This window comes from Parabacteroides goldsteinii DSM 19448 = WAL 12034, assembly GCF_000969835.1.
GTDB lineage: Bacteria > Bacteroidota > Bacteroidia > Bacteroidales > Tannerellaceae > Parabacteroides > Parabacteroides goldsteinii.
Genome location: NZ_KQ033913.1, coordinates 804,693 through 826,059 on the forward strand (window position 1 = coordinate 804,693; position 21,367 = coordinate 826,059).

Genomic DNA, 21,367 nt, shown 5'->3' on the forward strand with positions numbered 1-21,367 from the left:
GTATGAGTTTTACGATAGACTATAAAGATAAAGTGGTGCTTGTTACCGGTGTATCATCCGGCATAGGATTGGGTACGGCTATCGAGTTTGCAAAGGCCGGAGCCCATGTTGCCGGGTGTTCCCGGAAAGCGGCAGGCGATACATGTGCGGTTGCCTTCCGGAAAGCCGTAGAGGCAGAGGGGGTACGGGCCTTATACAGGCAGGCAGATGTGACCTGTCCGGAAGACCTGGAAGCGCTGGTTCGGGAAACGGTCGGCACGTTCGGGCGGATAGATATCCTGGTCTCCAGTGCCGGAGTAAATGTGTTTGAGGGAGCCGAAGGATGTACCGAAGAACGTTGGCAGTATAACCTGGATTTGAATCTGGCTTCCCATTGGCGGTTGTCAAAGTTGTGTAAGCCTTATCTCGAAAAGAGTGGGGAAGGTGTCATCCTGTTGATGACTTCCAACCATGCGTTCGGTACGATACCCGGATGTTTTCCGTATAGCGTTACCAAAACGGCGATAACAGGACTGGTGCGTAACCTGGCAATTGAATGGGGACCAGCCATCCGTACGGTCGGTGTAGCACCCGGTTTTATTGATACGGCGGGCAACGATACCTGGTTTGACTCCTTTCCGGATGCGGAGCAGGAACGCCGGAGAACGATCAACCTGCATCCGGTTAAACGGATCGGCACGGTGGACGAAGTGGGCGCACTTTGTGTCTATCTGGCATCTCCCAAAGCCCGGTTTATCAGTGGAACGACGATTCTGATGGATGGAGGACGTTCGGCCTTGATGCAGGATGAATTTTGACCATATTTTCAGAAAAAGATATAGAACATTAAATATTGATACCATGAATACTATAGACCTGGTCATTTTTATCGCCTACTGTGCCCTGATCCTGTTTGTCGGCCTGTTTGTCTCCCGGAAGAAAAAAGGAGAAGAACGGGATGCCGGCGATTATTTCCTGGCGGGGCGCGGATTGGCCTGGTGGGCAATCGGTGCTTCGATTATTGCTTCTAATATTTCGGCGGAGCAGTTTGTCGGTATGTCCGGTTCCGGTTATGCAATCGGGCTGGCAATGGCTACTTACGAATGGATTGCGGCGCTGGGATTGATTATCGTCGCCAAGTACTTTATTCCGATATTCCTCGAAAAGAAGATATTTACCATGCCCCAGTTTCTGGAGGAACGCTTCGATAAACGGGTCAAGACTGTCATGGCTGTTTTCTGGCTGGCTGTTTTCATCTTTATCAACCTGACTTCCATCCTTTACCTCGGTGCACTGACGATCGAAAAGGTGATGGGTGTCCCTATGATTTGGGGCATTGTCGGACTGGCGGCTTTTGCCGGAATCTATTCCATTTATGGCGGACTGAAGGCGGTGGCGCTGACCGATGTTATCCAGGTGGTATTCCTTATAGGCGGAGGATTGATAACCACTTATATCGCATTGAATATGCTGGGCGGCGGAGAAGGTGTATGGCAGGGAGTCACGAACCTTTATACACAGGCGGAAGATAAATTTCATCTGATTCTCGACAAGTCGCATCCGAGTTATAAGGATTTGCCGGGTATCTCCGTTATTGTCGGCGGACTGTGGGTTGCCAACCTCTATTACTGGGGATGCAACCAGTATATCATCCAGCGTGCTTTGGCGGCCAAATCGGTAGGAGAGGCACAGAACGGTATGTTGTTTGCCGGGTTTATCAAACTGCTGGTTCCTCTGTTGGTGGTGATTCCGGGGATTGCGGCCTTTGCTCTGAATGCCCCGTTGGAGAAGTCGGACGAGGCTTATCCGTGGTTGCTCAGCAATCTGCTGCCGGTAGGAGTGAAAGGGATCGCTTTTGCAGCGCTGACAGCGGCCATTGTCAGTTCGCTGGCCTCGATGATGAATAGTATTTCAACTATTTTCACGATGGATATTTACCGCTCTTATTTCAGGAAGGATGCCGGACAGCAGGAGTTGGTGCTGACTGGGAGATGGGCCAGCTTCGGGTCGTTGCTGATTGCGGTATCGATTGCTCCGATGTTGTCGGGGCTGGACCAGGCGTTTCAATATATCCAGGAGTTCACCGGCTTTATCAGTCCGGGGGCATTGGCTATTTTCCTGGCGGGGTTCTTCTATAAGCGGGCGACGGCAAACGGAGCATTGGCTGCGGCTCTCGGTTCGTTTGTGTTTTCTACGCTGATGAAATTCCTTTGTCCCGAATTACCCTGGCTGGACCGTATGGGGATTGTCTTTCTGCTTTGTTGGGGTTTGATCATCCTGTTGGGCAGCGGCAAACAGATGAATGAGGAATATACCACCCATCGTCCCGGTTTGTTCCGTACCAGCCGGCTGTTCAACGTGATGTCATTGATTGTCATTGCCATATTGGTGACGTTTTATTGCCTTTGGTGGTGAATATAGAAATAATTGTAATAACATATAAGTATGAAAAAGATCTTATTACTTATGGCTTCCTGTTGCTTTATCGGGCAGGGGAGTATGGCTGCCGGTTTGCAGGCTTTGCCGATAGAAGCATCCTATATCATACCTGCTGAAGTAGAGGGAATGAGTGCGTCCTCCCTGCTGTTAAATGGTGACTGGCAATTCCGTTTCGCCCCGCAGGGTAAATGGAATACCGTTCAGGTTCCGGGAGAACTGGCTATGCAGGGATATGCTATCGAACATGATACGCCTTATCTTTATCGTAAATCATTTACCCTTCCGGCCGATTATAAAGGGAAACGGGTCATTCTTCGTTTCGACGGGGTATATAGCCATGCGGTCCTTTCGGTGAACGGAAAACAGGTGCGTGAACATCATGGCGGTTTTACCCGTTGGGAGACAGATGTGACGGAATTTGTACGGCCGGGAAAAAAGAATGAGATACAGCTTGAAATAACCGATCGCATCGATGATATCTCCTATGCTTCGGGGTATGCCCATCATCCGATTGGCGGTATTCTTCGGGATGTAACGGTTTTCGCCTTGCCGGAAACCTGTTTCTACGATTTTGCGGCGGAGACTCATCTCGATTCGTTATACCGGGATGCCGTGTTGAAAGTATCCTATACCGGCAGGACGGCGGGAAATGCCGAAGTGGTCTACAGCCTGACCGACCCCGCAGGTCGCCAGGTCCCTTTGTCACAAAGTATTTTTGTATTGAAAGAAGACGGAAACAGTAATGAACTCCCCGTCCGCAATCCGTTGAAATGGGATGCCGAACATCCGAACCTCTATACATTAACGGTTGCGCTTCGTGAGGAAGGCGAGGAAATCAGCCGCTTCAGCCAGCAGATCGGTTTCCGTGACGTGAAGATTGTAAAAGACCGTATGCTGGTGAACGGCCTTCCCGTTAAGCTGCGCGGAGCCTGCCGCCACGATATCCATCCGACGCTGGGGCGTACCACAACTGCCGAACTGGATAGCCTGGACGCCCTTCGTTTCAAGCAATCGAATATGAACTTCGTGCGTACTTCGCACTATCCACCTTCCGAACGTTTCCTTCATTTCTGCGACCGTTTCGGTATCTATGTGGAGAGCGAAACGGCCGTCTGCTTTGTCGATACATACCGCCAGAAGAACTATGCTCCCGGCAGGACGCAGGACAGTGCGGAGTTTGCTCCCCGTTATTTGTCACAATGCCGTGAGATGGTGAAGGCATTCCGTTCGCATCCGTCCGTCCTGTTCTGGTCGATTGGAAACGAGAGTGTGTACGGAAAGAATTTCCAGGATTGCTGGGATTGGGTGAAAGCAACGGATACGACACGTCCGGTCATTTTCAGTTATCCCGGTTCGGTGGGCGAGAAGAAGCCGATATATGATATTCTCAGCATGCATTATCAGGATGTGGATGGCAACCTGAATCAATGGGGACGTGCGACGCGTAATTACCAGGGGCATGGCATCCCGGCTTTGTTCGATGAATGGGCGCACCCGGCTTGCTATACCTATAAGACTTTGCAGGATGATCCGAACATCCGTGAGTTCTGGGGAATCTCTATCGATAAGATGTGGAGCGGCCTGTTTGATGCTCCCGGAGGTTTGGGCGGTGCGATTTGGGGATATATCGACGAGACGTTCATGCTGCCCGAACCGAAGATGGGTACTTCTTTCTGGAAAGAATTTGCCCGTACAGCCAAGCCGGAAGATTTCCAGGGCAACTGTGTCGGTTACGGTGAATGGGGAATAGTCGATGTCTGGCGCCGTGAGAAACCGGAGTTCTGGGCAACCAAGAAAGCCTATTCGCCTGTCCGCCTGCTGACGGAACAAGTGGGTGACTATACGACGGGTGAGCGCCTGTTGCTTCCCGTTTACAACCGCTTCGACCATACTGACCTGAATGAAATAAAAGTGCGCTATATATATAAAGGAATAGAGAAAGAGACGCAGACAGCATCCATCGCGCCGCATCAGAAAGGAGTCCTGATTATCCCGGCTGAAAACTGGGAAGAGGGAAGCGAACTTCTTATCCGTTTCTTTACTGCCGGTGGGGATTTAATAGATGCTTCACTTGTGACGCTGGGACAGCCGGCGATTACCTTGCCACAGTCGCACCGTAATGGTCCGCTTCTGGTTGAGGAAAATACTGACCGTATTGTCGTGAAAGGCGAAGGCTTCGAAATACCTTTCTGCAAAGAAACGGGATTAATCTGTAACGCAACGGTCGACGGACGAGTATTTATTGAAAAGGGCCCTTTCCTGAATCTGGATATCAACCTGAATCATCTGACCGGAGCTGAAGTCCGTAAAAGCGCCACCAAGTTCCTGACAGCCGATGCGGATTGGAGAAAACAGAGTGTTACGTATATGAAGCAGGGTAAAAATGTACAGGTCATATTGAAGGGCCGTTATAACGATGTCGATACCGATATCCGCCTGTTGATTTCCCCGGAAGGCCGTATGGAAATCAATTACCTGACAAACGGGCAGCCTAACGGTTTCCTGCGTGAAACGGGACTTTCGTTCTATCTTCCCGAAACGATGGAGCAACTCAAATGGAAACGCCGCGGACATTGGAGTTATTATCCGGCCGGAGAGTTTGCCGGTAATGAGGGAGAAACTTCTCTTTATAACCCGAATCAGGTGGCATACGGCGAACGTCCGCAGCAACCCTGGCAAATGGATACGCATAATTATTATTACTGGGCCGATGCCGGAGCGAATTGCGATCGTCCGCTTACCCAAATGGCAAAGGGTATGAAGGAGAACATCTATTATTATACGTTGAACGCCGGTAATCCGTCCACCGGCCTGTCGGTTATTTCACCGGATGCCTCCGTTGCTTGCCGCTCCAATAAGCGAGCCGACGGACAACTGATTCTGTATGTCAATAACCGTTGGGATTACCCGGAAATTGCCTGGGGAAACTATTGTAAGACACTCGAAGCTAACCCTTGTTTTGGTAAAATAGAGATCATCTTTTAAACTCGTTTGTAAGAGGTGGTTTTAACCACCTCTTATTTTTTATATCAAAGCAATCCGCATATCCTTTCCAGATAGTTTGCATCGACTTCATCGAAACTATCCAGCTTATCGCTGTCTATATCGAGAACCGCTATGACTTTCCTCTCGCGGATCACCGGAACCACAATCTCTGACCTGGAAGCTGCGTTGCAGGCTATATGCCCGGGAAACAGTTCTACATCCGGAACAATCAGGGTCTTTGCTTCTTTCCATGCCGTACCGCAAACACCTTTGCCGTGCCGGATGCGGGTACAGGCAATCGGTCCCTGAAAAGGGGCGAGCACCAACATATCTTCTTTTACCACGTAAAAACCTACCCAAAAGAAATCGAATGTCTGTTTCAATGCTGCGGCAACATTCGCCATATTGGCTGTCATATCTGTTTCACCGGCCAGCAACGCTTCTATCTGGAGGAACAACGTCTGGTATTGTTGTTCTTTGTCTCCCTCCGTTATGATTAAATTCTCTGCCATATTTAAATTATTATAGGAAAACAAAGGTAAAAATTAATCGTAAATATCCGTACCTTTGCGCATCAATTGATTTTTATGACAGAACAAAACTCACCTTTGGTACTGGGTACCGAACGTATCGGAAAACTACTTACGCAGTATGCTATTCCGGCAATTATAGCCATGACCGCTTCTTCGCTTTATAACATGGCTGATAGTATTTTTATAGGACATGGGGTAGGACCGCTGGCAATTTCCGGTCTGGCTCTGACATTTCCGTTGATGAACCTGGCGGCAGCTTTCGGTTCGCTGGTTGGTGTCGGTGCTTCTACATTAGTTTCGGTAAAGCTGGGACAGAAGGATTATGAAGGGGCCAACCAGGTATTGGGGAATGTACTTGTTCTGAATGTACTGCTCGGGGTGGCTTTTACCATTGTCTTTTTGCTCTTGCTCGACCCTATTCTTTATTTCTTCGGGGCCAGTGAAAATACGATAGGGTATGCCCGCGATTACATGCAGATTATTTTATATGGGAATGTGATAACCCATATGTATCTGGGATTGAATGCGGTGTTGCGCTCGTCGGGCTTTCCCAAACAGGCTATGTATGCCACCCTGGCTTCTGTGGTGATAAACTGTATCTTGAATCCGATTTTTATCTTTGGCTTTGAGTGGGGAATCAAGGGTTCTGCATGGGCGACAGTCATTTCGCAGGTAATCTCTTTGACGGGACAGATGATTCATTTTTCAAGTCCGAAACAGTTGCTCCATTTTAAGAAAGGGATTTATAAACTGAGGAAAGAGGTGGTGAAGGGTATTCTGTATATCGGGATGTCGCCTTTTTTGATGAATCTTTGTTCCTGTCTGATTGTTATCCTGATCAACCGCGGTTTGAAAGAACATGGGGGAGACATGGCGATTGGTGCTTATGGTATCGTAAACCGCATTATCTTCCTGTTTGTAATGATTATTATGGGCTTCAATCAGGGGATGCAACCTATTGCCGGATATAATTTCGGTGCCCGCTTATATCCCCGTGTAACGGAAGTAACCAAGTTGACGATGAAGTGGGCAATCGGAGTGGCAACGACCGGTTTCTTGCTCTGCCAGTTATTCCCGACCCTGATCGTGAATATGTTTACAACGGATGACGAACTGGTGAAAGCGGCCGTGTTTGGTCTTCATATCGTATTTGCCGTTTTCCCGATAGTCGGCTTTCAGATGGTGGCAACGAACTTCTTCCTTTCGATTGGTATGTCGAAGAAGGCTATCTTCCTGTCACTTACCCGGCAAATGCTGTTTCTGATTCCTTGTTTGATTGTCCTTCCTCGCTTCTTCGGTACGCTGGGAGTCTGGATCAGTATGCCGGTTGCCGATACGATCGCAACAGTTGTTACGGCAATCGTACTGGTGAATCAATTCAAGAAGTTTAAACATGAATCTCCTAACTAAAAAAAATATTGTATATTTATCGCAAGATAATAAAATCGGTTAGTATATGGATAACAAAATCATATTGACCATTGGCCGGCAGTTTGGCAGTGGTGGTCGTGAAATAGGGAAAAAACTGGCTCAGGCATTGGGCATCGGTTATTATGATAAGGAGTTGATGGCGGTGGCCGCCAAGGAAAGCGGATTGAGCGAAGAGTTCTTCGAAAAGGCGGACGAACGTGCTTCGAGCGGACTGGCGTATGCTTTTACTATGGGATATTCCTATATGGGAATGTTCACTCCTTATAATGACATTCTTTCCAACGACGGACTGTTTAAATTCCAGAGTGACGCAATCCGTAAGTTGGCATCGGAGCAGTCGTGCGTGCTGGTGGGACGTTGTGCCGATTATATCCTGCGGGATGATCCGGATTGTCTTAGTTTTTTTATCCATAATAATATGGAAAACCGTATCCAGCGCATCCTCGAAAGTCAGAATATCACTGTCGAACAAGCAAAGGAACTGATGGGGAAGACCGATAAATCGCGTGCAGCCTACTATAATTATTATACGAATAAAGAATGGGGTGTAGCCTCATCCTATAATTTTTCTATCGACGTATCCGTATTGGGTGTAGACGAGACTGTCGAGTTCATGAAAGCATTTGTTGAACGGAAAATGAATAAGCGTCCGCCACATTTCGGATAATTTACTATCTTTGTCGTCGACTTATCATAGGGGTGCCTTAATACACAGGCTGAGATTATACCCATAGAACCTGCCCGGGTAATGCCGTGAAGGGAGAATCGGTAGAATTGCTAAATAAAGGAGAGCTTTAACCTCTATGTGCTCTCCGATGTTTAAACTCTAATTATTATTGTAATGGAACAGATCGTTTCAACGGGGATTATTGACTCTTATTTTGCAAAACTGAAGAGCAACTTATCAATTGATGTGGCTATTGTTGGTGGTGGCCCTTCCGGTATCGTAGCAGCTTATTATCTGGCTAAAGCCGGAAAGAAAGTGGCTCTTTTCGACCGTAAACTGGCTCCGGGAGGAGGCATGTGGGGCGGTGCCATGATGTTTAATGATATTGTCGTACAGGAAGAAGCCATGCCGATCGTGAAGGAACTGGGCGTTTCTTATCATGATGCCGGCAATGGTACTTATATTATGGATTCGGTTCATACTACTTCAGCATTGATCTATCAGGCAACAAAAGCCGGTGCTACTATTTTTAACTGCTATTCTGTGGAAGATGTGGTATTCCACAACGATGCAGTAGCCGGTGTGGTAGTTAACTGGGCTCCGGTAATCCGCGAAGGTATGCATGTAGACCCGCTGACTATTATGGCAAAAGCCGTATTGGAAGGAACAGGACACGACTGCGAAGTGGCACGTACTGTTGCCCGCAAAAACGATATCAAACTGAATACCCCGACCGGCGGTGTAATCGGCGAACGTTCATTAAACGTTGAGTTGGGTGAACAGACAACGGTAGAAAATACAAAAGAAATCTATCCGGGACTGTTTGTTTCAGGTATGGCAGCCAATGGTGTAAGTGGTAGCTTCCGTATGGGACCGATTTTCGGTGGTATGCTGATGAGCGGTAAGAAAGCGGCAGAACTGATCTGTGCAAAACTGGATAAATAAGATTATCTGATATACATGAAAAGAAAGGACGGTTATCTTTTTACAGATTTCCGTCCTTTCTTCATATAGTAACATAAAAACTCATGCTTCCTATTACATCTTCTCTACAAGTTCCCGTTGTTTTTTGAAAAACTGTATACGCTGCATTTCTCCGCTTTCGGAGATCATAGTAGAAAACTTACGTAAGGATTGAATCCATTCTTTCAGGTTCTTACACATCTCTTTGTCTCTCGATGTGATCGAGTTGATCGAAAAGATCCGGATCAGGCTTAATTGCAAACTGGATGTTTCCACAAAACTGTATGTGGCTTCGAAGTTTATGTTGGATATATATATATGTATATCCTTGCCTGAGTCAAATTTACCTCTGGAAGCGATTGTCTCCAGGTCGTCCAATAGCCGGAGGAGTTCTTCCTGTAGTTTGGTTACTTCCTCTTCCGTGATTAAATGAATGCTGGCGAAATATTTAATATCGTTCACCAGGTAGTTAAACATCATGCTGTCCCATATATAGTTTGTTGTTTGTATATATGTACTGGCTTCTACGAATGCCTTTTGGGCATGTTTGAGTTCTTCGGATAAATTTAATTCTGAAAAATATTTTACACAATTTACTTTTTCATTCTGGTACATCCATTTAAATAACCGAAACTTAGACAAGCTATCGTATTTCAGATAATAAGTCTGTGGTATCATATTTGAGGCTGTACTTAACTCCGAAGTCGGATCGTCGCGCAGAGACTCAAACAATTCAAGATAGTGGTCAAGGATTTTGTAATACGTTTTGATAGGATCTGAATAATGTAAAAGATTCAGGTCGAACATTGCGTTATTAGTATAGCTTATACCCACGATCTGGTCAAGTGAAACTCCCAGTTTCTTTGAAATGATGGAAGCCTCATTGAGGGTGAAGGGAACCTCGCCGCGTAATCTTCTGTATACGGCCTCTTTTCCTATGTAGAGAATATCCATCAGGGTATTCGCTAAATTAACCCCATCCGGTATCTTCTCTTTCATTACCTCGATCAGATTTGTATTTAATACATCTGTATTCATTTCCAATTCTCCCTTTTAAATAATATATATGTTCAATTATTAAACAATAAACAAAGCGTATTGTTTCGAAAAACGCAACAAATGTAATAAGCACACTCACGGGTTGCGTATTTTCGAAAATGCGGAGGGGGTAAATAGACGAATGAGAAATAGATATGACTGAAAATACCTTATATGCGAAATAAAACTCCCGTATTTGCTTAGTAAATTCGCATATCTCAAAAGAGAGACGGCAATGATGGTTTGAACGGATAGTTATTGCAGTTTACTATTAATACTAAGTGATGTTAATTGAAATAGCATTAGAATGGATGAACTTTATTTTATTTTAGTCTTAGATTTTTTGTTTATAAATTATTGACCTAACCAAACATTTGCTTGTATAATCAGAATGAGTAGACCACTAATGCTAATACCATGAACAACTGTCCGGCTGGGAGGTGACTCTCGGCCGGAATTTTTTTTGCTATATATCTGATATTTGCCATTGTGTTGCAAAATAAACTTTCTATTTTTGCAGAATAAATATGAAAGCAAAGAAAAACATAATCCGTTACGTAATGTTGATAGCCGGCATCATCATGCTGCTTTCGGTCATTATACCGCATCATCATCATAGTAACGGTCTGCCTTGTTTTAAACCGCTGACTGAACACAGTCACAAGAGTGCTTCTTCTCACGATTGCGGTTGTAACGGGCATAATGTTGCTCTTTTCACCTCTCTGCTGTCACATGCGACGGATGTGGATGCTAGTCATCTGCTTTTCCCTTTGCAAGTTTTATTTGATTATATTAACCCTCCCGAACCGGCTTTTTGCGGACAACCTTTTGAACGCAGTCGAGCCTTTTATATTGAGTCTCTGCACGATAGCTGGATAACGTGTGCAAGTGGACTGCGAGCCCCTCCTGTGTTATAATTGTTACTGATGGTGGCGAACCTTATTCGCTTTTCGGTGTTTTTATCTAAACGCCGAGCTATTTATTATGCATTAATAACACATTATAATACAATGAAAAAGATATATTTATTGTGGGTTTTATGTGCCTACATATTTGCAGGTTGTGGTGGCGGAGCTACTAAATCTGAAGAGCATAATCATGATCATGAAGCACATGAACATGAAGAGGGGCACGATCATGAGCATGAAGGACATGACCATGAACACGAAGGAGACGAGCATGAAGGACACGAACATGGGAATGAAGCTGCCGCCGGCGTACATTCCAATGAAATCATTTTCAAAGAAGAATTAGCGAAAGCAGTCGGTTTACAGACGAAAGTGATGGAACCGGCTCCTTTTACCGATGTGATAAAGACCAGCGGAAGCGTGATGGCTGCACAAGGCGATGAAACGACTGTGGTTGCTACTGTCCCCGGTATCGTTACATTCGGCAGTTTATCTTTTGTGGACGGTACTCCGGTCCGGAAAGGACAGGCTATCCTGAGCCTGGCTTCCAGTAATTTGTCTGAGGGGAATGTGGCAGCCCGTGCCAAATATGCATACGAAAATGCCAAGAAGGAATATGAACGTATGCAACAGCTGGTGGGAGATAAGATCGTTTCTGCCAAGGACTTTGAACAGGCACGTCTGAACTATGAAAATGCAAAGGCCGCTTACGATGCCATTGCCGGTAAACAAACAGAGAACGGTGTCTCGGTTGTTTCTCCGATGAACGGATACTTGAAGAACCTTCAGGTGAAAGAAGGCGATTATGTCGCTGTGGGACAACCGTTGGCTACGATTTCTCAGAATAGCCGCCTAGTGCTTCGTGCTGAAGTGTCGGAAAAGTATTATCAATATCTTCCGGCTGTACAGTCTGCTAATTTCCGAACTCCTTATGATGACCAGGTGTATGAGCTTTCCGAACTTCACGGACGTTTACTTTCTTACGGAAAGGCTTCGGATGCCAATTCTTTTTATATTCCTGTGACTTTTGAATTTGATAATAAAGGGGCTGTAATTCCCGGTTCGTTTGTTGAAATCTATTTGCTTACCTCTCCGATGCAGGATGTGTTGAGTGTTCCGGTTTCTGCGTTGATAGAAGAGCAAGGTGTTTATTCCGTATTTATCCGTCTGGATGAGGAAGGTTACAAAAAGCAGGAAGTGAAACTGGGTGCCAACAATGGTGCTGAAGTCCAGATTCTGTCTGGTCTAAAACCGGGAGATACGGTTGTTACACAAGGTGCTTACCAGGTCAAACTGGCTTCTGCCTCCAATGCTATTCCGGCTCATACTCATAATCATTAATAATGAGCAAATATGCAAATATGCCAATGTGCCAATGGAAATCTCATGGTACTATCTTGATTGGCACATTGGCATATCGGCTAATTAAATAATTATTCTTATGTTGAATAAAATAATATATTACTCGCTGCATAACAGATTGGTTGTCCTGATCTGTGCATTGCTGCTGATGATAGCGGGAACCTATACAGCTTTTCATACAGATGTAGATGTGTTTCCCGACCTGAATGCTCCGACCGTGGTTATCATGACGGAAGCAAATGGTATGGCTCCTGAAGAAGTGGAACGCCTGGTGACTTTCCCGGTAGAAACAGCAGTGAACGGGGCTATGGATGTGCGCCGTGTACGTTCTTCCTCTACCACCGGTTTCTCTGTTGTATGGGTTGAATTTGACTGGGGAACGGATATCTACCGTGCCCGCCAGATTGTTTCGGAAAAGCTGGCAGTCGTTAGTGAAAGCCTTCCCGAGAATGTTGGCAAGCCGACGCTGGGACCGCAATCTTCTATCCTGGGAGAAATGATGATTATCGGTCTGACTGCCGATTCTACTTCTTTGCTTGATTTGCGTACGATTGCCGACTGGACAATCCGTCCGCGTTTGTTGTCGACAGGTGGTGTGGCACAGGTCGCTGTGATTGGTGGCGATATCAAAGAATATCAGATATTGCTTGACCCCGCCCGTATGAAACATTATGGAGTAGGGTTGGATGAAGTCCTGACGGTCTGCCGTAATATGAACCGCAATGCAAATGGCGGCGTCTTGTATGAATATGACAATGAATATATCATCCGTGGCGTTCTTTCCACTCCGAAAGTGGAGGAACTGGCAAAAGGGGTTATCAAGACTGTAGACGGTTTTCCGGTTATGCTGGAAAATGTGGCGACGGTGAAGATAGGAAGCAAAAGTCCTAAACTGGGTACAGCTTCTGAACGCGGCAAACATGCTGTGTTGATAACGGTGACCAAGCAACCGAATACCAGTACAATCGACCTGACAAACAAGCTGGACGGTATCGTTGCCGACCTGCAAAAGAACCTTCCGTCGGATGTGAATGTCTCTACCGATATTTTCCGTCAGAGCCGTTTCATCGACAGTTCTATTAATAATGTAAAGAACAGTTTGTTTGAAGGAAGTTTCTTCGTTGTCATCGTTTTGTTCCTCTTCCTGATGAATATCCGTACGACGGTGATTTCGCTGGTGGCATTGCCTTTGTCATTGCTCGTTTCTATACTGGTTTTGCATTATATGGGGATGACCATTAATACAATGTCTCTGGGCGGTATGGCGATTGCTATCGGTTCGCTGGTGGATGATGCGATTGTCGATGTGGAGAATGTGTATAAACGAATACGGGAGAACCGGATGCTTCCTCCGGAAGAGCGACGCTCGGTATTGGAGGTGGTTTATGACGCTTCCCGTGAAGTGCGTATGCCTATTCTGAATTCCACGTTGATTATTGTGGTAAGTTTCGTTCCCCTGTTTTTCCTTCATGGCATGGAAGGACGCATGTTGGTGCCGCTGGGTATTGCGTTTATCGTTGCTTTGTTTGCATCTACCGTTGTTGCACTTACTTTGACGCCGGTATTGTGTAGTTATTTGCTGGGTAATAAGTCGACCGATAAGAAGATAGAAAAAGAGGCATGGGTAGCCCGTAAATTGAAGGAGGTATATGCTTCCGCATTGAAAGTTGCCTTGGCGCATAAGAAGATTGTACTGGGTTCTACGGTAGGTCTGTTCCTTGTGGCGTTGGGTATTTTCTTTATGCTGGGACGCAGTTTCCTTCCTCCTTTCAACGAAGGTTCTTTTACTATTAATGTAAGTTCGCTGCCGGGTATTTCGTTGGATGAATCAGACAGGATGGGACATCGGGCGGAAGAGTTACTGATGCAGGTGCCCGAAATCCAGACGGTGGCCCGTAAGACCGGACGTGCCGAACTGGATGAACATGCATTGGGTGTGAACGTTTCGGAGATAGAGGCCCCGTTCGTATTGAAAGACCGTAGCCGGGAAACTGTGATGAATGATGTCCGTAAGAAGCTGTCGACTATCAGTGGTGCGAATATCGAAATCGGCCAGCCTATCTCTCACCGTATCGATGCGATGCTTTCGGGAACGGAAGCCAATATCGCCATCAAACTGTTCGGTACCGATTTGAACCGTCTCTTTACGATTGGCAACGATATTAAAAACTCTATCCAGAGTATTCCGGGCCTGGTTGACCTGAAAGTAGAACAGCAGATTGAACGTCCGCAGCTGACCATCACGCCGAAACGTGAACTGATGGCTAAATATGGCGTATCTCTTCCTGAGTTTGAAGAATATATTAATGTCATGCTGGGTGGCGAAGTTGTCAGCCAGGTGTATGATGACGGTAAAACATTCGACCTGACAGTAAAGACTTCCGACGAGAGCCGTGCAACGATGGAAGATATCCGTAATCTGATGATAGATGCCGGAGGGAAGAAAATCCCGCTGAGTTATATTGCCGAGGTTCGTTCGGTAACCGGTCCGAATACGATTAACCGTGAAAACGTTCAGCGTAAGTTAGTAATCAGTGCGAACGTATCCGAACGGGATTTGCGCAGTGTTGTAAATGATATTCAGAATAAGATTGGAACATCAATCAAGTTGCCCGAAGGGTATCATATCGAATATGGCGGACAGTTTGAAAGTGAACAGGCTGCCAGCCGCACGCTGTTGCTCACTTCTTTGATGTCTCTGCTGGTAATCTTCCTGTTGCTTTATAATGAGTTCAAGAATGCAAAGGAGAGTGGTGTTATTCTGCTGAACCTGCCGTTGGCTTTGATTGGTGGCGTGTTTATTTTGTGGCTGACTTCCGGCGAAATCAGTATACCGGCTATTATCGGTTTCATTTCGCTGTTTGGTATCGCTACCCGAAACGGTATGTTGCTGATTAGTCATTATGCACAGCTGCGCAGTGAAGGGTTCTCTGTTTACGATACGGTGATACACGGTTCGCTGGACCGTCTGAACCCGATTCTTATGACTGCTTTAAGTTCGGCTTTGGCATTGATACCGTTGGCATTGAACGGAGATTTGCCGGGTAATGAGATACAGAGTCCGATGGCGACTGTCATCCTGGGAGGGTTGCTGACATCTACTTTCCTGAACGGATTTATTATCCCTATTGTTTATCTTTTAATGAATAAGGAAAAATGAAACAATTCATAGTAATTACCTTGTTGGCTTCCGCTGCGCTTTCAGTGAACGGGCAGAATTCTATCGATGCCGTCCTGCGCAGTATCGAAGCCAATAATAAAGAATTGCAGGCGAACAACCAGCTTACCGTTTCTAAGAAATTGGAAGCGAAGCTGGATAATAACCTGCCAGACCCTTCAGTTTCCTATGTACATCAGTACGGCAACCGGGAAGGGATGGGGATACAGGGAGAGTTGGTTGCATCCCAGTCGTTCGACTTCCCTTCGGTATATGTGCAGAAGAATAAACTGGCGAAATCGAAAGCCGCCAGTTTCGACCGCCAGGGGGCAGAGTTTCGTCAGCAAATACTTTTGCAGGCAAAAGAGATTTGCCTTGACCTGGTCCTGCTGAACCAGCAACGGGCATTACTCGACCAACGCAGGCAGAATGCGGAACAACTGGCGGAACTGTATGCCATGCGTTTGGAAACCGGCGATGCGAATATTCTGGAAACAAATAAGATTGACCTGGAACTGCTGAATGCGAAAACGGAAGCCCGTATGAACGAGTCTGCCCGTATTGCCAAACTTCAGGAACTGGCAACATTGAATGGTGGTATTGCTATCGACTTCACGGACACGACCTATATGTCGGACGGTGATATCCTGTCATTCGAAGAATTATGTGCGGAGGCTGTGACTTCCAATCCTCAGTTGCTTACGTTGAAAAGCGAGCAGGTGGCTGCCCGCCGCCAGTTGAGCGTCAATAAGTCGAAGAGTTTACCCAGTTTTGAGTTGGGGTATCGTATGAATACGGCTACCGGCGGAGAACGTTTTAACGGTTTCCTGGTTGGTATCAGCATTCCTTTGTTCTCAAACAGGAATAATGTAAAGCAGGCTAAAGCGCAGGCTCTTTATACCGACCTTCAACTGGAAAGTACGACAACGACCGTGGAAAGTGAATTGCACCAATTGTATAACCAGTCGGTCGCTCTGAAGACTTCTATGGACGAATACAATACGGTTCTGAAAAGCCAAAATAGCCTGGCATTGTTGAATAAGGCTATCCAGACCGGCCAAATCAGTATGATTGAATATTTCGTTGATGTAACGACTTTCTATCAGAGCATGCAGAATTATATGCAGTTGCAGAACGAGTATCAGAAGGTGATGGCGCAATTGTATAAATATAAGTTATAAACTTTCTTATAAAATAAGGAAGGTTCATGTCTTTTTCGGGCATGGACCTTTTTTTATTATAGCTTCCCATTGAGCCGTATATTGGTTACTAAACTTATAAAAAGTTATCGTACTGTTTTTTTTCATCATTGTATTTTTTATTATGCAAATAAGTTTTTACTTTTACAAAGTACTTTTTACCAGGAGATTATACAATGTAGCATTGTTTAGGAGACCGATAATCAGACATATCTGTGGATAACAGGTATCAGAATGCCTTAATTCGTATAAAGAATACATATTAGTATTAATTATCAATTTAAAGAGACCATGAAAGATTTAGAAATGTACATCGATGGACAGTTCATCGAGAATCGATCCGGAAAGTGGATCAATGTGTTGAATCCTTCTACGGAAGAAGTTATATCCCGTATGCCTGACGGAACAGTGGATGATGTTCGGGCTGCCATCGATGCGGCGGAGAAGGCGCAAGGAGCATGGGAACGACTGACTTCCATTGAACGTGCACAGTATCTGACCAAAATAGCACAGGGAATTCGAAAAAGGGAAAAAGAACTGACGGATATTATTGTACGTGAAGGAGGCAAGACGCAGGGACTGGCCAATGTGGAAGTTAACTTTACAGCCGATTATATCGATTATATGGCCGGTTGGGCACGCCGTTATGAAGGAGAGATCATACCCAGCGACCGTCCTCATGAGACTATCTTTGTATTTAAGAAACCTATCGGAGTGACAACCGGTATATTGCCGTGGAACTTCCCGTTCTTCCTGGTTGCCCGTAAGGCAGCCCCGGCTATGTTGACAGGAAATACGATTGTGTTGAAACCAAGTCAGTTGACACCGGAGAATGCGTATCTCTTTGCCCGGATCGTGGATGAAGCGGGAGTGCCTAAAGGTGTATTCAATATCGTAAATGGTCGCGGATCGGTTGTCGGGCATGAGATGGCCGCTAATCCGAAAGTCGGAATGGTCAGCCTGACAGGAAGTGTTTCTGCCGGTGTGCAGACGATGGAAGCCGCTTCGGCCAATGTGACGAAGGTATCGCTGGAGTTAGGAGGAAAGGCTCCGGCTATCGTTATGCCGGATGCGGATCTGGATCTGACCGTGAAGTCGATCATTGCTTCCCGCGTGATCAATACCGGACAAGTGTGCAACTGTTGTGAACGTGTTTATGTGCATTCCAGCATTAAAGATGCTTTTATTGAAAAGTTGCTGGATGGCTTTGGTAAGGTTAAAGTAGGCAACCCCAACGAGGTCGCAGATTTGGATATGGGACCGCTGATTGATGCCGGTGCCTTGAAATCAGTGGAAGAAAAAGTCGGAAAAGCCGTTAAGCAGGGGGCGACCCTGGCTTATGGAGGCAAACGTATCGGAGCTAAAGGCTACTTCTTTGAACCGACCCTTTTGACTAATTGTACACAGAAGATGGATATTATCCAGGAAGAAACATTCGGGCCCGTTCTCCCGGTTGTAGAGTTTACAGATGTGGAAGATGCTATTACCTGGGCAAATGACTGCGAATACGGGTTGACCTCTTCCGTCTATACACAGAATCTGGATATGGCGTTTAAGCTGATGCGTTCCTTGAAGTTCGGTGAAACTTATATCAATCGTGAAAACTTTGAAGCCATGCAGGGTTTCCATGCCGGCTGGCGTAAATCGGGTATTGGTGGTGCTGACGGTAAGCATGGCCTGGAAGAATACCTTCAGACTCATGTCGTTTATCTGGAGACGCAGGGTTAATTAAGCTATTACTGAATGCGGATGACGCAGAATACACAGAGTAACGCAGATGTTTTATAAGAAAAGAAATTATAAATCTGCGAGTATCTGTGTTTTCTGCGTCATCTGCGTTCGGTAATATTGAATAGTTTTCCGGATAATATATGTATCTTTATTCCGGAATATGGAAAAACGAATCAAAATGAGAAACGCTGCTATCTTATGTTATTGCCTTTTTGTATTAGGCGCCTTTACTACGAATGCCCAGGAAACGAATAGCCTGGGAATGCAATTTGCCCGGATTCCGGCCGGCTCTTTCCACATGGGAAGCCACGGATGGGGAGAAGATTATGATGAAGCACCGATTCATCCGGTAACGATCACAAACCCTTTTTTGATGGGAACGACCGAAGTGACAAATGCTCAGTACGAGCGTTTTGACCCTTCCCATAAGAACTTACGGGGAAAGTACGGCCTTTCGAAAGAAGATGACGAAGCTGTTATTTATGTGAACTATCACGAGGCGAAAGCATTCTGTGACTGGCTTTCGGAAAAGGAAGGGAAGACGTATCGTCTGCCAACCGAAGCCGAATGGGAATATGCTTGCCGTGCCGGGTCCTACTGGAATTTCTGGATGGACGACGGACTTCATGGCGTGTATCATAAGAACCAGCAAAATGTCTGGGGAACGGATTCTACGATCAGCCTTCAGGTAGGCAAAACTCCTGCCAATCCTTTCGGACTGCACGATATGCACGGAAATGTAGAAGAATGGTGCAGCGACTGGTATGGACCTTACGAAGCATTACCGCAAACAGATCCGGTGGGCCGTTCTGACGGATTATATAAAGTGACACGTGGCGGAAGCCATAGCACTCCGGAAAGATTCCTGCGTTCCGCCAACCGTATGGCGATGATACCTGAAGATAAACACTGGCTCACCGGCTTCCGGGTGGTGCAGGCCGATATGCCTAAAACCCAGCCGCTTCCTGTGGCCGGACCGACCCTGCAAGAGCATATATCACAGCAGAAACATAGCTGGGACGCTCCTTTGAAAACACCTTTCTTCGGTGAACCTCTCGTCTATGTGAAAACGCCCGAATGTTCTTCCGGCGTCCCGTTCTACAAGCATAACCATTGCCCTGCCATAACCTGGTGTGATAACGGGGATTTGTTGGCTATCTGGTTTACATGCGACGAAGAATCGGGTAGGGAGATGGTGATTCTGGAAAGCCGCCTGAAGAAAGGCAGTACCGAATGGAGCGAGCCGCACGAGTTCTTCAAGGTGCCTGACCGGAATATGACCGGTTCTTCCCTGCTGAATAATAAGGGTACACTCGTCCATATAAATGGGGTGGAAGCTGCCGGTACCTGGGAAACCCTCGCTATGGTCATGCGGACAAGCACGGATAACGGTGCAACCTGGAGTCGTCCGCGTATCATCGCCCCTGAGCATGCCAGGCGGCATCAGGTGATAGCCGGTTCTTTCCGCACTAAGGAAGGTTGGCTGGTACAAGCCGCCGACGCAACTCCCAGGAGCAATGGCGGCACGGCATTGCATATCAGCAAGGATAACGGTCTGACCTGGGAAGATATGGGCAAAACCAATCCGGGTAAGTTTGAAGCAGGTGCTTCGGGCGGTACTATTGCCGGAATCCATGCCGGAGTAGTGCAACTGTCCGACGGCCGTTTTATGGCATTCGGACGTGGTGACGGCATTGTCGATAAAGACGGTCTGGAACGGATGCCCATGAGCCTGTCGGAAGATAACGGACGCACCTGGACATACAGCGCTTCTGAATTTCCCCCGATTGATGGTGGTCAGCGTCTGGTATTGATGCGTTTACAGGAAGGACCTGTTTTGCTAGTCTCTTTCACGAACCATCCTTTCCGTCTGAAAAATGGATTGAATGGTATGACCTTTAAAGATAAGGACGGCAAGGAATATACCGGTTACGGAATGTATGCCGCCCTTTCCTTCGACGATGGAAAGACATGGCCTGTTAAGAAATTGCTGACCGATGGCAAAGAACGTTTTATGGATGGAGGCGCCTGGACCGGTTTCTTTGAAATGGACGGGAACCATGCGGAACCCCGCGGTTATCTGGCCGGTACGCAATCGCCGGATGGAATGATACATCTGGTAAGCAGTCGTAACCATTACCGTTTCAACCTGCCATGGCTGGTAAAAGATACAGGGTATTCATTTTAAGTGATAACTCTGATTGTGAATTGATTACGGTTGTATGGCTCGATATATCCGTCGAAGTATTCGTCCAGAACCACTCCCAACTCTTTGGCGAGAGTAACGACCTTTTTTTGTTCGGAAAGTGATAAAGGTAATTTAGATTTGGGTTATTATCTATTTATAAACTCCTTATATTTGCAAAATAAAGAACTAAAGTATGGAAAATATTATTTGGATACAAAACTATCAGTCTCCTTGCGGAGAATTGATACTGGGTTCGCTGGACGGCAAACTTTGTTTGTGCGACTGGATGGATGAGAACCGTAGGGCACTGATTGACCGGCGGCTGCAAAAGGTATTGCATGCCCGCTATGAAACAGGTGAATCCGAAGTGATTGTCCGGGCAGTTGCCCAGCTGGATGAATATTTTGCCGGAAAAAGAACGGAGTTCGACGTCCCGTTGCTATTTGCCGGTACTGATTTTCAGAAAACAGTCTGGAATGCGTTATTGAATATCCCTTATGGGAAAACGGTCTCTTATGCTACTTTGTCGCAGGATTTGGGTAAACTGAAAGCTATTCGTGCTGTGGCTGCTGCTAATGGTGCAAATTCCATTTCGATACTTGTTCCTTGCCATCGTGTTATCGGGAGTAACCAAAAGCTGGTTGGATATGCCGGTGGCCTGCCTGCCAAACAGTGGTTGCTCGATTTGGAATCCTCTGGCAGACTCTTCTGATATTTACCAATCTCTCATCTGTAATTTAGGTATATTTATCTGTAATCCGTCTACAATCGAAACGGTCCGGTTTCT

At 46.2% G+C, this 21,367-nt stretch carries 15 protein-coding genes; 13 read left to right on the top strand and 2 right to left on the bottom strand.

Going from position 1 to position 21,367, the window contains the following annotated elements:
• Positions 1–2: 2 nt before the first annotated feature.
• From HMPREF1535_RS16235 to HMPREF1535_RS16245, 3 genes are read left to right on the top strand one after another with little or no spacing between them, the layout of a single operon-like run.
• Positions 3–797: an SDR family NAD(P)-dependent oxidoreductase gene (locus HMPREF1535_RS16235; RefSeq protein ID WP_010803517.1), complete on the top strand. Its 795-nt coding sequence runs from the start codon at positions 3–5 to the stop codon at positions 795–797.
• A 43-nt stretch (positions 798–840) separates the two neighbouring features.
• The gene (locus HMPREF1535_RS16240; protein ID WP_007653377.1) at positions 841–2,394 is read left to right on the top strand and encodes a sodium/sugar symporter; all 1,554 of its coding nucleotides are present in this window, start codon (positions 841–843) and stop codon (positions 2,392–2,394) included.
• Between the two features lie 30 nt (positions 2,395–2,424).
• Positions 2,425–5,403 carry a glycoside hydrolase family 2 protein gene (locus tag HMPREF1535_RS16245; protein WP_046146847.1) on the top strand — a complete coding sequence of 993 codons (2,979 nt, stop codon included), beginning with the start codon at positions 2,425–2,427 and terminating at the stop codon, positions 5,401–5,403.
• Between the two features lie 44 nt (positions 5,404–5,447).
• Here HMPREF1535_RS16245 and HMPREF1535_RS16250 read toward each other — a convergent pair whose 3' ends face one another.
• A complete protein-coding gene (locus HMPREF1535_RS16250; protein WP_046146848.1) occupies positions 5,448–5,915 on the bottom strand; it encodes a GAF domain-containing protein in 468 nt (155 codons plus the stop codon).
• Between the two features lie 75 nt (positions 5,916–5,990).
• Between HMPREF1535_RS16250 and HMPREF1535_RS16255 the strand changes: the two genes are divergently transcribed.
• From HMPREF1535_RS16255 to HMPREF1535_RS16265, 3 genes are all read left to right on the top strand, one after another.
• Positions 5,991–7,346 (top strand): MATE family efflux transporter, encoded by a 1,356-nt coding sequence (locus tag HMPREF1535_RS16255; protein WP_046147584.1) that lies wholly within the window; start codon positions 5,991–5,993, stop codon positions 7,344–7,346.
• 46 nt (positions 7,347–7,392) lie between these two features.
• A complete protein-coding gene (locus HMPREF1535_RS16260) occupies positions 7,393–8,034 on the top strand; it encodes a cytidylate kinase-like family protein (protein WP_007653382.1) in 642 nt (213 codons plus the stop codon).
• A 174-nt stretch (positions 8,035–8,208) separates the two neighbouring features.
• Positions 8,209–8,979: a sulfide-dependent adenosine diphosphate thiazole synthase gene (locus HMPREF1535_RS16265; RefSeq protein ID WP_010803511.1), complete on the top strand. Its 771-nt coding sequence runs from the start codon at positions 8,209–8,211 to the stop codon at positions 8,977–8,979.
• Between the two features lie 93 nt (positions 8,980–9,072).
• On the opposite strand, the gene HMPREF1535_RS16270 is transcribed toward HMPREF1535_RS16265, so the two are convergent.
• Positions 9,073–10,035, bottom strand: coding sequence for a hypothetical protein (locus HMPREF1535_RS16270; RefSeq protein ID WP_007653387.1), 963 nt, complete (start codon positions 10,033–10,035; stop codon positions 9,073–9,075).
• Between the two features lie 527 nt (positions 10,036–10,562).
• Here HMPREF1535_RS16270 and HMPREF1535_RS25450 point away from each other — a divergent pair.
• The 7 genes from HMPREF1535_RS25450 (at position 10,563) to HMPREF1535_RS16310 (ending at position 21,292) form a co-directional block, all read left to right on the top strand.
• Positions 10,563–10,952, top strand: a complete 390-nt coding sequence (locus HMPREF1535_RS25450) for a DUF6769 family protein (protein ID WP_228100026.1) — start codon at positions 10,563–10,565, stop codon at positions 10,950–10,952.
• A 93-nt stretch (positions 10,953–11,045) separates the two neighbouring features.
• Positions 11,046–12,284, top strand: a complete 1,239-nt coding sequence (locus HMPREF1535_RS16280; protein ID WP_010803509.1) for an efflux RND transporter periplasmic adaptor subunit — start codon at positions 11,046–11,048, stop codon at positions 12,282–12,284.
• Positions 12,285–12,384: 100 nt separating this feature from the next.
• Complete coding sequence (locus HMPREF1535_RS16285; protein ID WP_046146850.1) at positions 12,385–15,465, top strand: efflux RND transporter permease subunit; 3,081 nt, start codon at positions 12,385–12,387, stop codon at positions 15,463–15,465.
• Positions 15,462–16,643, top strand: a complete 1,182-nt coding sequence (locus HMPREF1535_RS16290; RefSeq protein WP_010803507.1) for a TolC family protein — start codon at positions 15,462–15,464, stop codon at positions 16,641–16,643. The genes HMPREF1535_RS16285 and HMPREF1535_RS16290 overlap by 4 nt, the downstream gene beginning before the upstream one ends.
• A gap of 309 nt (positions 16,644–16,952) precedes the next feature.
• Positions 16,953–18,389: an aldehyde dehydrogenase gene (gene aldA / locus HMPREF1535_RS16300; RefSeq protein ID WP_046146851.1), complete on the top strand. Its 1,437-nt coding sequence runs from the start codon at positions 16,953–16,955 to the stop codon at positions 18,387–18,389.
• Between the two features lie 181 nt (positions 18,390–18,570).
• Positions 18,571–20,580 carry an SUMF1/EgtB/PvdO family nonheme iron enzyme gene (locus HMPREF1535_RS16305; RefSeq protein WP_046146852.1) on the top strand — a complete coding sequence of 670 codons (2,010 nt, stop codon included), beginning with the start codon at positions 18,571–18,573 and terminating at the stop codon, positions 20,578–20,580.
• Positions 20,581–20,773: 193 nt separating this feature from the next.
• A complete protein-coding gene (locus HMPREF1535_RS16310; protein WP_046146853.1) occupies positions 20,774–21,292 on the top strand; it encodes a methylated-DNA--[protein]-cysteine S-methyltransferase in 519 nt (172 codons plus the stop codon).
• Positions 21,293–21,367 lie beyond the last annotated feature (75 nt).